Annotated in this window: 13 protein-coding genes; 3 read left to right on the top strand and 10 right to left on the bottom strand. The window is 40.5% G+C overall.

Annotated features, from left to right (window positions below; genetic code table 11):
• Positions 1-339: 339 nt before the first annotated feature.
• From B3H30_RS08485 to spt, 5 genes are read right to left on the bottom strand one after another with little or no spacing between them, the layout of a single operon-like run.
• Complete coding sequence (locus tag B3H30_RS08485; RefSeq protein WP_112374843.1) at positions 340-738, bottom strand: GtrA family protein; 399 nt, start codon at positions 736-738, stop codon at positions 340-342.
• Positions 739-740: 2 nt separating this feature from the next.
• Complete coding sequence (locus B3H30_RS08480) at positions 741-1,433, bottom strand: CDP-alcohol phosphatidyltransferase family protein (RefSeq protein ID WP_112374844.1); 693 nt, start codon at positions 1,431-1,433, stop codon at positions 741-743.
• Between the two features lie 9 nt (positions 1,434-1,442).
• A complete protein-coding gene (locus tag B3H30_RS08475) occupies positions 1,443-2,435 on the bottom strand; it encodes an NAD-dependent epimerase/dehydratase family protein (RefSeq protein ID WP_070561221.1) in 993 nt (330 codons plus the stop codon).
• On the bottom strand, positions 2,432-3,553 hold the full coding sequence (locus B3H30_RS08470; protein WP_088162962.1) for a hypothetical protein: 1,122 nt from the start codon (positions 3,551-3,553) through the stop codon (positions 2,432-2,434). The genes B3H30_RS08475 and B3H30_RS08470 overlap by 4 nt, the downstream gene beginning before the upstream one ends.
• An 11-nt stretch (positions 3,554-3,564) precedes the next feature.
• The gene (spt, locus tag B3H30_RS08465) at positions 3,565-4,764 is read right to left on the bottom strand and encodes a serine palmitoyltransferase (RefSeq protein WP_046672730.1); all 1,200 of its coding nucleotides are present in this window, start codon (positions 4,762-4,764) and stop codon (positions 3,565-3,567) included.
• 411 nt (positions 4,765-5,175) lie between these two features.
• Here spt and smpB point away from each other — a divergent pair, with 411 nt between their 5' ends.
• Positions 5,176-5,631, top strand: a complete 456-nt coding sequence (gene smpB / locus B3H30_RS08460) for an SsrA-binding protein SmpB (RefSeq protein ID WP_046672731.1) — start codon at positions 5,176-5,178, stop codon at positions 5,629-5,631.
• Between the two features lies 1 nt (position 5,632).
• Here the strand turns inward: smpB and B3H30_RS08455 are convergent, their stop codons facing one another.
• Entirely contained in the window at positions 5,633-6,535 is a 903-nt protein-coding gene (locus B3H30_RS08455; RefSeq protein ID WP_046672732.1) for an AraC family transcriptional regulator, read from the bottom strand.
• Between the two features lie 175 nt (positions 6,536-6,710).
• Here B3H30_RS08455 and B3H30_RS08450 point away from each other — a divergent pair, with 175 nt between their 5' ends.
• Both B3H30_RS08450 and B3H30_RS08445 read left to right on the top strand, forming a co-directional pair.
• Positions 6,711-8,213 carry an aldehyde dehydrogenase family protein gene (locus B3H30_RS08450; protein ID WP_286709679.1) on the top strand — a complete coding sequence of 501 codons (1,503 nt, stop codon included), beginning with the start codon at positions 6,711-6,713 and terminating at the stop codon, positions 8,211-8,213.
• 120 nt (positions 8,214-8,333) lie between these two features.
• Entirely contained in the window at positions 8,334-8,708 is a 375-nt protein-coding gene (locus B3H30_RS08445; RefSeq protein ID WP_112374846.1) for a DUF779 domain-containing protein, read from the top strand.
• 90 nt (positions 8,709-8,798) lie between these two features.
• Here the strand turns inward: B3H30_RS08445 and B3H30_RS08440 are convergent, their stop codons facing one another.
• The 4 genes from B3H30_RS08440 to priA all read right to left on the bottom strand — a co-directional run bounded on the left by B3H30_RS08440 (position 8,799) and on the right by priA (position 14,599).
• Positions 8,799-9,200: an acyl-CoA thioesterase gene (locus B3H30_RS08440; RefSeq protein ID WP_070561224.1), complete on the bottom strand. Its 402-nt coding sequence runs from the start codon at positions 9,198-9,200 to the stop codon at positions 8,799-8,801.
• A gap of 68 nt (positions 9,201-9,268) precedes the next feature.
• Positions 9,269-11,092: a MutS-related protein gene (locus B3H30_RS08435; RefSeq protein ID WP_115046637.1), complete on the bottom strand. Its 1,824-nt coding sequence runs from the start codon at positions 11,090-11,092 to the stop codon at positions 9,269-9,271.
• Positions 11,093-11,223: 131 nt separating this feature from the next.
• A complete protein-coding gene (locus tag B3H30_RS08430) occupies positions 11,224-11,880 on the bottom strand; it encodes a protein-L-isoaspartate(D-aspartate) O-methyltransferase (RefSeq protein ID WP_046672736.1) in 657 nt (218 codons plus the stop codon).
• Positions 11,881-12,115: 235 nt separating this feature from the next.
• Positions 12,116-14,599: a replication restart helicase PriA gene (gene priA / locus B3H30_RS08425; RefSeq protein WP_286833900.1), complete on the bottom strand. Its 2,484-nt coding sequence runs from the start codon at positions 14,597-14,599 to the stop codon at positions 12,116-12,118.
• Positions 14,600-14,757: the final 158 nt, after the last annotated feature.

Here is a 14,757-nt window from a genome sequence, read left to right as displayed (position 1 = left end):
TATAGGTTGTAGCTAAGCAAAAGCTAACTTTATACTAGGTAAAATCTAGAGTAAACAAAAGCGAAATAAACACGACAGCTATACAATGAGCAATATATTGCAGCTCGTCATGCAACCTAGCGTCAAAGTTGAATTACCCTTACAGATCGGTCACTAACAGCAACTTGCAGGATTAGCGCAACTATAGGCTGTTAAAAAGCTCTTTTAACCTAAACCAACAGCTCGACTAACATCCTATCAAAACAAATCTTGGTAACATAAGAGCACGAGAAATCGAAAGAAACAGAAAAAGAAATGGAACTGAAAACAGCTAAAGCTGATTCGTAAAAAATAAGGAAATTACGATTTCTCTTCAGCTTTAAAAACCCAAAAACGCTGAAGCGTATAGTTGAAACCCAAAGAAACAAGCAACTCAACAACTAGTTTCGAAAACAAAAAGTTTACATGATATACATCGACCAGAAAATGAATTCCTGTAGACTTCAATGTAATACTACCACAAACGACGATCACAAATTTCCATAACTGACTGCCGACAGACTTTTGCGTGCTACCGAAGGACCAGTATCGATTGATCAAAAAATTAACAACAGCACCAAGGCTACCACTAATTACATTGGAAAAAGGAGCACTGATATGAAGTAGCTTATAGCAAGCAGAGTATACTCCAAAATCAAACAATCCGCCTAAAAAGGCGGAGAGTTGGGCTTTTAAAAAAGTAATAACTTTTGAAGACATCGTTAAATAGCCTCCTCCTGTTGTTTTTTCAGTTTATCCGCTTTATCTTTTTCATCGCCTAATTTAAGAAGTAGGCGTGTATCATTTGTATTAATTATAAAAAGTGCGATACAAATTAACAGTACACACCAATTAATAGACCCAGGCATTAAAACTTCAAATAACATAACCAATGAAATAATCACCCGAATTTCAGTAGGCCCCAAAATTCCGGCGTCTATCGTATACTTATCGGTAATTCTATACCTGAGCTGAGAAATAATCATTGCCCAGCCATACAATGCGACCAATGTAAATCCCAGATACTTAAAATCACCCACGGTATACAGCACATACCCCAATCCTATAAAAACCGTACTAATCCAATCCATTACAATATCCAACGCGAAACCGTACCAGCGACGGGATTTATTACGGTAGAATGCGATACGACCATCTAATGAATCACCAAACCACTGCACAAAGAAACCAGGGATCCCTAGAAGCAAATAGCGAATATCAACATATTCAGCCAAGATAAAACTCCCCAATATCATTAAGGAGCCTAAAAATCCAATTGCCGTAAGTCCATCCGAGGTAATCCAATTTGGAATTCGAGGTACGACGTACGAAATAAGTTTTTGTTCGGGTTCACTTAAGATATTTGTTCTCTTTCTATCCTGAAAAAGTTTTTTATTTATTTTTAACTCACTCATTATCTGCGATTATAGCCATTTATTTTCTTTATACCAAGCCAATGCCTCCATTAAGCCTTTCTTCAAATCATATTTAGGTTGGTATTGTAGCTGACGTTGAGCCGCCGAGATATCACAGCCCCAGTTTTCAGCTGTAAGTTCATTCAGTCGCTCCGGATATAGCACAGGTATTGCTTTAGATTTTTTATACAATCGTTCAAAAATAACCGCGATAGTCTTCACGACACCAAAAGGAATATGCATACGAATCATTTTCTTTTGGCTAAACTCTTTGAAAAATCTAGCCAACTCATAACGGCCATACACCTGCCCATCACTGAGGTTATACACCTGCTTTCCTCCTTGATCAAAACGACAGGCATGAATGATCGCCTGCACCAGGTCAGCAACATAAATAAAGCTAAGCTTTTGAGGAGAGCGGCCAACATAGGCATCCAGGCCGCCATTCATTGTTTTAAAAACAATAAAAATATCTTTTTCACGAGGGCCGTATACTGCAGTGGGGCGCAAAATCGTTAGTGGCTGATCTCTAAAATCATCCAAGGCGAGCTCCGCTTTCCGTTTACTACGACCATAGGCCGTAACAGGGCGATAGGGATTGCTCTCATCGATAAGGTTAGCATCGTAGCTAACAGGACCGATTGCCGCAAGACTACTAACGAAAACAAATCTTTTGATGGGAGTTTTTAAATAAAAACAAGCAGATGCCAAGTTTTTTGTATAACCAACGTTGACCTTTTCGAGATCTTCTTCGTGCTTGGCACGAGTCATTGCCGCAGCATGAACAACATAGGTATAGTTTTCCGCTTCCAGTAATTCGCTGATAGACTCTTCATCAGAGAAATCCGGATAAACAAATTTATCTACAACGGAGCGAATTTCTGAAACATCACTTGACTTCCTCACCGCGGCATGAACTTCCATCCCCGCCTCTTTCGCTGCTCTTGTCAAATGATAGCCTACAAAACCACTCGCTCCGGTGATTAATACTTTTTCTATCATAATGATTTTTGATACAAACGATAACGTTTGTACAATTCTCCATTCATTTGTTCTATAGCGTGGTTCATCATGTAATTATGCTCCAACATCCACGAACATTCGGCCCCTTTGATATTAGAATCTTTTGATTCTTTTATAATTCGGCCATACAGACATGCTTCAATACCAAGTTTACGGTAGTCTTCCAATACCCCTAACATGAGTACACGAAGCAAGTTGATTTTTTTCTTTCCAAATAACAATTTAAAAATACCCGTAGGAAGTAGACGTCCTCGCTTCACTTTGATAAGGATTTGATTGATATCAGGTATCCCTAGACCAAAGCCAACAAGCTCACCATCTTTCTCCGCAACGATAGCAAAACGTGGATCGAGAATCATTTTTAGATCTTTGGCCGTATAATTAAATTCGTCCTCTGTCATCGGAACAAAACCCGAATTTTTATCCCATGCTCTATTATAAATATCACGAACTTTTGCTGCCTCGTTTTTAAAATCCTTCACATTGAATTGACGCAATGTAATGCCAGATCTTTTCAAACGCTCTTCCAGTCTATCCAAAAGCATGACTGAACGTTTATCCGCCGACTTTTCCATGACCAAGTAAGCTCTCAAATCCACTTTATGTCCATAACCCGAATTGGTAATCAAGTCGATGTAATACGGTGAATTGTAGGGCATCATGGCTACTGGAGGCTTATCAAAACCGTCAACCAATAAACCAACGGTATCATTGGTTGATAAATTGATCGGCCCAACGATCGTATCCCCTCCTTTAGCTTTAACCCATTTCTCTGCAGTCTCAAATAACGCGTTTGCGACTTCTTGATCATCTATACAATCGAAAAAACCCCACTGCCCTTCATTCACATGATTGAAAGCATTATGGTTATTGTTCCAGATGGCACATATACGACCGACAATCTTATCGTTACGATAAGCTAGAAAAGGTTGTGCTTGGGAATGTTTATAAAAGGGATGCTTGTCAGGGGAAAGCAAATCGTTTTGTTCAAGAAATAAGGCAGGTACATAATTAGGATTTCCCTCATAGAGACTATGAGGGAAATCTATAAAGAGCCGTCTTTGTTTCTTTGTTTCAACGGGTATAATCTGAATCATACGATTAGATTTTATATTAATGTTTCAACTTCAGCTTGTTTGAATACTTTAACCATCTTCTCAATAGCCTCGTCGATTTGGTCATAAGTATGTGTCGCCATCAATGAAAAACGAATCAAAGACTCTTCTGCAGGAACTGCTGGAGAAACAACTGGATTAACAAATACACCATCATCTTGGAGCATTTTAGTTACCCAGAACGTTTTTTCATTGCTACGAATAAAGATTGGTAAAATAGGACTTTCCGTAGCACCTAGATCAAACCCATGATCCAGTAATTGTGCTTTGGCATAATCTGTGTTTTTCCATAATTTTTCAATATGCTCAGGCTCATTTTGAATAATTTCCAAAGCTTTCAATGTTGAAGCAACCGAAGCTGGAGTCATTGAAGCACTGAACATCACAGAGCGCGCATTGTGTTTTAAGAAATCGATCACATCTGCATCACCTGCGACAAATCCACCTAAAGATGCTAACGATTTACTAAATGTACCCATAATCAAGTCTACATCATCATTAAGCCCAAAATGAGAAGCTGTACCAGCTCCTTTGTGCCCAATAACACCTAAACTGTGTGCATCGTCGACCATTACTGCAGCATCAAACTCATTGGCAATCGACGTAAGTTCAGGCAAATTAACAATATCCCCCTCCATACTAAAGATACCATCCGTACAAATTAACTTCGCACTATCCTCAGGTAGGCGTGATAACTTAGCACGTAAGTCCTCCATATTATTGTGTCCGTATTTGATTACTTTGGAAAAAGACAAACGGCTACCATCAATAATTGATGCGTGGTCACGCTCATCCAACAAAATATAATCATTACGTCCCATTAGACATGACAAAGGCCCTAGATTTGATTGGAATCCTGTACTAAACAGAATAGCGGCTTCTTTACCTACATAAGCAGATAATTTTTCTTCCAGTTCCACGTGAATATCCAACGTACCGTTTAAGAAACGAGATCCAGCACATCCAGTACCATACTTTTCCAAAGCATCTTGCGCTGCTTTTATAATACGTGTATCAGTCGTTAACCCTAAATAAGAGTTAGAACCAAACATCAACACACGTCTACCATCGATTTTTACTTCGGTATCTTGTTTTGATTGAATAGGTCTAAAATAGGCATATAAGCCCTTAGCTTTCAACTCCTCAACAATCTTAAATTGCGATATTTTCTCGCCTAACTTTCCTTTACTCATGCGATAAAAATGTATTTCTAAAACTATTTCTAACTTTTAGATGTTATTGTAACAAACAAAATTATCGAATTGGACTTTTATATAAAAAACTCGGTCTCCGACTAAAAATCTGCTATATCCACAATGTAAGTTGAAATGCTACGTTGTATATATTCACAATAATTCCAAAAAACGTTGCAAACATACGAAAACATAATCTGACTTTCACTTAAATTTAGTCATATTTTTAACACATCGCCCAAAACAGTTAATTTTATTTTAATACTCCGCTAACATCCGCCCCACACAATTCTACTTTAAAATAAGACAATTTTAATAATTATATTTGCGAACTTTAAATTATCCTATAATTAGTTACATTTAGGTTCATTGCAATAGCAATGGTATAGACTTACTAATATACAACAATATATGGCTTTATCTTCAGATATCAATATAAAAAATAAAAAAGCTTCTTTTGAATACCACTTACTGGACAAGTACATTGCAGGAATTCGATTATTGGGTACAGAAATAAAATCCATACGCGAAGGAAAGGCAAATATTAACGATAGTTTCTGTAGTTTTTTTGAGGACGGATTATACATCCGTAACATGCACATTGCCGAATATTCCATGGGATCTTTCTATAACCATGAAGCAAAACGCGACCGTCAACTGCTATTGACAAAAAGAGAATTAAAAAAACTGAAAGAGAAAGGGGAAGAACGTGGTTTTACCATTGTACCCCTACGCATCTTTATCAGTGCCCGGGGGTTTGCCAAAGTTGAAATTGCCTTGGCACAGGGTAAAAAAGATTTTGACAAACGAGAAAACATCAAAGAAAGAGATGTTAAACGTGAGCTTGATCGCGTGATGAAATTTTAGGTTAACGCGCCAGGACAAATGCGCCTGGCGTCATGCCTACCCTGCTTTTAAAAAGCCGAACAAAGTAGTTGACATCATTAAATCCTGCCCCATAGCACGACTCCTTTACATTACGGGTGAGTAAAAGCATCTTTTTTGCCTTCTCGATACGCTGTTGGATCACATACTCCATTGGACTAAGTCCAAGTTCACGGTTAAACATCCGCGTAAGGCTCGCTTTGCTCATGTGAGCAGTCCGCTCCAATAGACCAATTGAAATTTTCTCGGTAATATGTTTCTGAATAAATTCCTGCACGTGTAACAGTACTTTGTTGGGCGACTTCCCAATTTTTAATGCCATCATCGACTGTGACTGAAGTAGCCGAATCGTAAGCTCTTTAAAGGTCAGATCTGCAAGCACATCTTTCAACGGATTTTCACTAATAATGATCTGAAACAACTTGTTCACCAGATCGGCAAGCTCAGTCGAATTGTACAGGTGAAAAAACTCCGGATCAAGCCGCCATTGATTGACATGTTCTTTTGGATAAAACTCATTTAGATAATCTAAGACTGCTGCTATCTTCTCTCTATGAATTGTTAAAGCGGTACACTGCGTGGGCTGGTCGAGGGTCGCTTCTGGAAAATCAATATGCATAGCCACCGATGCAGGTAACACCATCATCTGACCGGGCAGATAGTCAAAAGCCTTTACATTCTCCAAATGCATGATTTTTTTACCCTGGATCATATTAATCATAACCAAATCATCAAAACATAAAGGTACATGCTGCGATATCCGATATGTTTCGTAGATATTAAGCTCCAAGCTATCTAACGTAAATGCGCGTCGGTTCTCCACTAATGTGCTGAGCTCCCCCTTCCGCGAAAATGGCAATGTATGAATCAGCGTCCTATTTTCCATAGTGCAACAATTAAATATAATTGGCAGTCAATCAAATATAATAAATAAAATAAACTATGAGCGAAAGTTATGTGCCACAATTGTGCTATGTTTTGGATCAATTCTGCTACACCATTGAATAATTGCTGGCTAACTTTGATAAGAAGGGATTAAAAATAATTAATAAATAAACCATATGAGCGCAATCAAAAGACCATCGTTCAAAGAACGATATGACAACTACATTGGTGGTAAATTTGTCGCACCAATTCAAGGAAAATACTTCGATAATATTTCGCCGGTAGATGGAAAAGTGTTTACTCAAGTTGCCCATTCAACAAAAGAAGATCTGGATCTCGCTGTCGACACCGCCGCTAAAGCTTTTGAAACTTGGGGACAAACCTCGGCTACAGAACGAAGTATTATCCTCAATAAAATTGCTGACCGCATTGAAGCTAATTTAGCATATATCGCAGCCGTTGAAACGATAGACAACGGAAAAGCGGTACGTGAAACATTAAATGCCGATATCCCATTGGCAATCGACCATTTCAGGTATTTTGCTGGTGTAATCCGCGCTGAAGAGGGGTCCATAAGCGAATTGGACAGCAATACAGTGTCACTGATTGTACACGAACCAATCGGAGTTGTTGCACAGATTATTCCATGGAATTTCCCGATTCTAATGGCCGTATGGAAACTAGCTCCGGCCCTTGCCGCAGGGAACACCGTCGTATTAAAACCTGCTGAAAGTACACCCACATCCATTCTTGTCCTTATGGAGATTATCGGTGATCTGATTCCTGCCGGAGTAGTCAATATCGTTAACGGTTTCGGCGCAGAACTTGGTCGTTCTTTGGTCACAAACCCAAAGGTTTCCAAAGCAGCATTCACTGGTTCCACAGCAACTGGACGTTTGGTTATGCAATATGCGACTGAAAATATCATTCCGGTAACCCTAGAATTGGGTGGGAAATCGCCCAATATTTTCTTTAGTTCGGTTATGGATGCAGACGATGCATTTTTGGACAAAGCAGTGGAAGGAGCCGTATTATTCGCACTCAATCAGGGCGAAATTTGTACCTGTCCTTCTCGTTTACTGATCCAGGAGGACATTTATGAAAAATTTATCGCTAAAGTAGTCGATCGGGTTAATCAGATCAAAGTGGGCGATCCATTAGACCCAACAACAATGATGGGTGCTCAGGCATCGAAGATCCAAAAGGACAAAATTATGTCCTATATTAAACTTGGCAAAGAAGAAGGGGCCGAAGTATTGACCGGCGGTGATGAAAACAATGTCGGTGCTGGTTTTGAAGAAGGCTACTACATCAAACCTACCCTATTCAAAGGCGATAATAGCATGCGTATTTTCCAGGAAGAAATCTTCGGCCCCGTGTTGGCAGTCACCACGTTCAAGGATGAACAAGAAGCAATTGCTATCGCCAACGATACCATGTATGGTCTCGGAGCAGGTGTATGGACCCGAGATGCACATCAGCTTTATCAGATCCCACGTGCCATACAAGCAGGACGTGTTTGGGTAAATCAGTATCACTCCTACCCAGCGGGTGCCCCATTTGGCGGATACAAACAATCAGGAATTGGACGGGAAAACCATAAAATGATGCTTGCCCATTACAGACAGGCCAAAAATATGTTGATTTCCTACAGTAAAGAAAAACTTGGTTTCTTTTAACTGAAGCGTACCGGGTATTCTTTTCGAACAGCTAGATACCCGAGTTTAGGGGGAGCAAATGCTGCCCCTTCAGCTGAATTTCCTATTCGTCAACGCTAAAACACATAAACGAATTTCACCATGATCAATAGACTAGACATCACTGAAAAAGCCAGGGAGCTCATTCATGAACTTGAAGCGAAGCATGGTAAATTAATGTTTTATCAGGCCGGAGGTTGCTGCGAGGGTACACAGCCACAGTGTTTTGAGGAAGGAGGTTATTTTCCTAGGACAAATGACGCCATGATCGGATTAGCCGAAGGATATGAGTTTTGGGTGGATCGGGATCTCTTTGAATATTGGAAACATGCGCATTTCACACTCGATGTGCTGGATGGATTTGGTCCGGGGGGATTCTCATTGGAAACCCCACTGGGTAAAACTTTCAAAGTTCATTATCGTTTATTTACAGCCGAAGAACTTAACGACCTCCGCCCCATCAAGAGAAACGAATGACAAAAAGGGTCGCATTGCAATCTGCGACCCATTTCCATGTTATAATTTTAAAAAATCTCCCTTGAGTTTCCGCATTCGGAAGCTAAAATTTTATTCAATATCCAAGCCTTCAAGGACTGGAATTGGCTGTCTGTTTTCATCAAGGGCAACAAATGTAAAAACACCCTCAATGGCCAATTCTCTTCCTTCCTTGTACATATGTTCCAAAAATATGTCGACCTTCACCTTCAAGCTGGTCCGGCCTACATTTTGAACCCGCGCGACCGCTTCAATAATACTTCCGGAAGGAATTGCCTTATTGAAGTCAATACGGTCTGTCGATACAGTCACCAACGTTTTGCGGCAAAATCGTGTCGCAGCCATAAACGATACTTCGTCCATAATGGACATCGCCTTGCCGCCGAATAAAGTATCGTGATGATTTGTCAAAAACGGAAACACGGTCGTGCAAACATGTGTTTCTGATAAATCAATACGTTCTTGTAAAGTCATTTATTGTATTATTTAGTGGATTTAAGAGGAGACAAATGTAAACCAATCTAGCTCCAGTTCCGTCATTTTTATTCCATATTTTCGTCAATATCCACGCCTATACCTTTCAATAAAAGCGACGCATTGAATATCTTACATTCCCCTATCTTCAGCTTATAATCAAACAGCATCTGCCCCGCATCAACACGAATGTCAAAATGATAATTTTTGATATCTCCCGGGAATTCCTCTTGTAAACTGGACAGTTGTAAGTCGTGTGTAGCCACCATACCCTTACCGTCCAATCGAACCAGTTTCTTTATGATTGCACGGGAGCCAAGATATTTGTCGACTGAATTTGTTCCACGAAGCATCTCATCGATTAGAAAAAAGCTATCGCTATGTACTGAAACTGTATCCAATATAAATTTCATCCGATTCAGTTCTGCTTTAAATGTCGACGTACTTTCATTCAGGTTATCCTTGATGCGCATATAGGATATTAGTTTGTAAATCGGGAGCTGAAAAGAAGTCGCTGCAACCGCAGCTCCGGCATAAGCCAAAATTGCATTAATACCTACTGTCCGCAGAAATGTACTCTTTCCAGCCATGTTTGAACCTGTTACCAAAGCAACACGATGATCTATACTACTGTAATCATTGGCGACGACCTGACTGCTTGGGATCAGTGGATGATATAACCCTTGCGCGTCAATCTTATTTTCCAGCGGATTATCCAAAATTACTGGATAACTATAAGACGAATGGTTTCTCTTCCAAATAGCAAGACTAGTGACAGCCTCCACCTTAGCCAAGGTATCGAATGAATTCAGAATCTCGTTTTCGTATTTATTCTTCCAATCAACAATAGCCAATACTTGTCTAAAGTCCCAAAGGAGAAATAGGTTTAGAAATAGCCCAACAAAGACATTATTCCGTGCGTCCAAGTTGTTAATAAGACCAGCGAGTTTTTTAAAGGCAAAGGAAATGGATGCTGTTCCCCGGTTTTGTTTTAGCTCTCCGGCGATCTCCTGCATAGCAATAGACTTCCATGCGTGGTCTTCGATCGATTGAATCGCATCTGCATATGATCCCAGCACGCCACCAATTTTGTCTATTCGCGACGAGAACATACTCACACTTCCTGCTTTGGCCAATGCCCAAAGAATATGAAATAGTCCTATCAAGGTTGCCACTCCAGCCAATTTTGGCACGAAAAAGCTGCCCGCTAAAACGACCAAAAATAAAACAGGGCCTGCTTTGATATAAAATCGCATAAAAGCATTTCCGAATTGAAAATTTCGGTCTTGAAAGTAATTTGTCAAAAATGCCTTGATATCCAATTTATGGTTCAGATTGGCCAAGAGCTTTGCCTGAAAATCCCATATCCATTCGGATTCATTTTCGAGTTCCTGTGATGCTTCTTGATTGCGTTGAATTTGATTGCTTTGGAGAGGCGCATCAAGCCAAGAAGCCAAAAGATCAATCCCCTGTTTGGTCGTTGCCCGATTTATCTGCGCGAATAAGGAGTATGTGCCAAAGATATCCATATCGGAGCTATAAGGATGAGCTCCGTTTTCGAAATGCTCACCATGGTCATACATGTTTAGTTTCCCTTCTGCTAGGGCCTGTTCATTTGCCAAAACTTTCAGATAAGCTTCAAAATAGTTCTTCTGAAGCTCTAACTGGCTCTGCTTCCGCACCAGATAGGCAAATAGGAACAATAGTCCAAAAAAGCAGAAAAAAACCAGCGGAAGGCTTTCCAGTTGAAAGGTATAAAATAACAACGCTCCGCCACCGAGTATCACAAATAGCCGCGACAAGCTGAGCGTGTTGACTTGTTTATTTAATTTGACCACAGTTGAAGCGGTTTCGCGATGCTTCTGGTCATATTGTATTGCAGTTGGCGTCATAAGGTGAATATTTATTCTTTCACGTTCATTTCAATTTAATCATGGCTATTTTGCATCTGCTCATGAAACAAGGGCTCGATTGTCACTCGCAGACCTTGGGGGAGGCCATCGGAACTGGTTGAATGGATCTCCTACCAAGCTTGATCACCCACCAAAGGCACAAAACGAAACGTATCCAATTCGATACGGTCAAAATCATTTTCACCTACCCGAATGATCGTCATCATCTTTTGCGATTTTTCGTCTCCTACAGGGATCACAAAAATTCCGCCCATTTTCAGCTGCTTCAACATAACCTCTGGCACGAAAGGCGCACCTGCAGTGACAATAATCTTGTCATAAGGGGCGTGCTCTTCGATTCCCTTGGAGCCATCACCTAAAAAGAAATTTGGTTTATAGCCCATGTAGGGCAACACTTGAATGGTTCGTTGATATAGGTTTTCCTGACGTTCGATAGTATACACTTCTGCGCCAAGTTCCAACAAGATACAGGTTTGGTACCCCGATCCCGTACCAATTTCCAGTACTTTATCTCCTTTTTTCACGTGGAGCAGTTCAGATTGATAGGCGACGGTATACGGCTGCGAAATTGTTTGTCCGTCACCTATTGGAAAAGCAATATCCCGATAGGCCTGATTCCAGAATGTTTCATCAAAAAAATAGTGACGTGGTACCTTGCCAATGGCATCTAATACTTTCTGGTCCGCAATGCCCCGGCTTTTTAGATGTTCAACCAATTTCTTACGAGCACCTTTCTCCCGATAATTATCAATAAACTTGTACGCCATGATGTTTCAAATTTACCTTTTAAAAGGCACATTAAACAGAATTAATCACAAATAATTCAATACCAACACTGTACGTATTTTCAAGTTAATTTGCTTTATTTTCCGAATCATCTTTCCCTTAGGCTCAACCTCCGTTGACCTCTTGAATTTGGCCGCGAAGAAAACGATAAGCGCATGTGATTTAAGTTTACCAAGAACGCTCGTTTTTACAAGTTAATGCGGGCAATAGCTGTCACTAATAGGGATCTACATCGACCTGAACGCGCACACCAGCATTGGTTTTATCGATTTCAAAATCGAGGAGCACCGAACGGATCAATTCCTTGACCTTTGCAATACTAATATTTGTTCGCTCAATCTTCAAGGTAATGGTCTGGATAAAATTATTCCGCACACGAGAAACTAAAGGCGGCTCCGGTCCCAATACCCTTGCACCCAACTGTTGCCGCAGCGCCGAGGCAAAACGATTGGCCGAATCATAGCATTTCTGAAAATCCGTATGTTTAATATCAATCCGAATAAGCCGGTAGAAAGGAGGATAAAGATAGTTTTTTCGTTCTGTAATTTCCGTCATAAACATCCCTTCATAATCGTTATTGACCACCTGTTCTAACACCCGATGATTCGTGGTGTAGCTCTGAATGATCACTTTTCCGCCTGCTTCACGCCGACCTGCACGTCCTGCTACCTGGGAAAATAACGAAAAAGATCGTTCATACGAACGGAAATCCGGAAAGTTAATGATCGTATCTGCATTGACAACACCGATGAGGCTTACTCTTCCGAAATCGAGCCCCTTAGCAACCATTTGCGTCCCAATAAGAACATCAAATTCATGCTCATCAAAAGCCGTGATAATTTTATCGAAACCGTATTTACCTTTTGTGGAATCCAGATCCAACCGACCGATGCGAATTTCGGGCATCAGGATTTCAAGTTCTTCCTCTACCCTTTCTGTACCGAATCCTTTACTTTCGATATGCGGCATTCCACAGGCCGGACAAACACGAAGTGGAGGCTCCACATGACCACAATAATGGCAATGCATCATATTAGAGCTCTTGTGATAGGTTAAGCTGACATCACAATTGACACATTTTGCAACGAATCCACAGGTATTACATTGGATCATTGTCGTGTGCCCACGTCTATTTTGAAATAATATAACCTGCTCTTTATTTTTTACGGCTTCTTCAATTGCTTTTAACAAGGTGCCAGAAAAATAGGAAAACATATTTTCTTTTCTTCCCTCTTCGGGAATATTCACCAACTCAATACTTGGCAATTGTGCGTTGCCATAACGCTCAAGCAGTTGCACAAAACCATACTTCTTAGCCTTGGCATTGTAATAACTTTCCAAAGAAGGCGTCGCTGATCCCAATAGCACTTTGGTCTGATGTAGAAACCCGAGGTAAATAGCCGTATCTCGGGCATGGTAACGTGGAGCTGGATCAAACTGTTTATAGGAGCTTTCGTGCTCTTCATCAACGATGATAATCCCTAAATCCTGAAAGGGCAGAAAAACTGAAGAACGGGCCCCAATCACGACCTGAAATTCATTTTTCATTACTTTATGCCATACCTCGGCACGTTCATTATCATTAAACTTGGAGTGGTACACCCCCAATTTATCGCCGAAATGCAGCTTTAAGCGCGCCGTAATCTGTGCTGTCAGCGCTATCTCAGGCAGTAGATAAAGGGCTGATTTTCCCGCTGCGATTGCTTGTTCGATAAGCCGTATATAAATCTGTGTTTTTCCCGAAGCAGTAACACCATGTAACAGGGTAACTTCCTTCTCTTCAAACGACTCTTGTATTTCGGCATAGGCCCTTTGCTGATTTTCATTAAATTGAAAATTGGCATCCAGTTCGATATCTTCCCCCTGGAACCGGGATACAACCTTTTCCTTTATTTCAAAAACACCTTTGTCAATCAAAGCCGTAATAGCACCGTTACCACAGCCCGAGGCCTCAGCCAACATGGGCCGCGTGATTTCCTCGGTTTTTTTGACCAGCTGCATAAATGCCAATACCGCATCTTGTTGTTTTGGCGCACGGTTTAAGCTATCCAACAATTCTCTTTTTGCATCTTCATTTCTAAAGTCGGGAGCAAAACGTAAAAATGCTTTGGTCTTGGGTTTATATCTTTCTGTAATCTCTTCAGAAATCAAAACAATTCCTTTGTCAAATAATTGCTTCAATATGGGGAAGACTGTTTTTTGTCCCAACAATTTCACAATATCATTGACTTTAAGTTCTCCCGCAACCTCCAAAGCCTCTATAATCAGATACTCTTTATCTGAAAGTGTAGAACGGTCAAATTCTTCCCCAATCGATGAAACGACTTTGGTCTCACTGGCCAGCTTCAATGCCGAGGGCAGCGCAGCCTGCATGACTTCGCCCAAACTACACATGTAATAATCGGCTAGCCAGTCCCACAGTTTAAACTGAGCTAAATTGACAATGGGTTTTTCATCAATGATGTCCAAAATATACTTTGCTTCATAGTGCTTTGGTGCTTCCTGGCTAATGGACTTGACAACCGCAGAATAGATCTTATTCCGTCCAAATTGCACGATGACACGTACACCGACCTGCACACGATCGTTCCAGTCAACCGGAATACGATACGTATATGTTCTTGCTAATGCTAGTGGTAGGACCACATCAACAAACAGCGTATCTCTTTCACTAAAAATCGTAGATTGTGGATTGGACATAAATTCAAATTATGGTATAAAAGTACAAAAAAACCTTCAGGAATAGCGGTCAAACGACTCCGGCAATACATAAAACCGTCTACAATCATACGGCGCCAAAGCGACATCGGAGTGTGAAAGCCAAGCGATCACTGGTCAATCCATTGTAACCTAAAAAA

This window comes from Sphingobacterium sp. UBA7038, from assembly GCF_002494055.1.
In the GTDB taxonomy this organism is placed as follows: Bacteria; Bacteroidota; Bacteroidia; order Sphingobacteriales; family Sphingobacteriaceae; genus Sphingobacterium; species Sphingobacterium multivorum.
The sequence above is the reverse complement of the archived record's forward strand: the minus strand, read 5'-3'. Positions and strand labels throughout refer to the sequence as shown.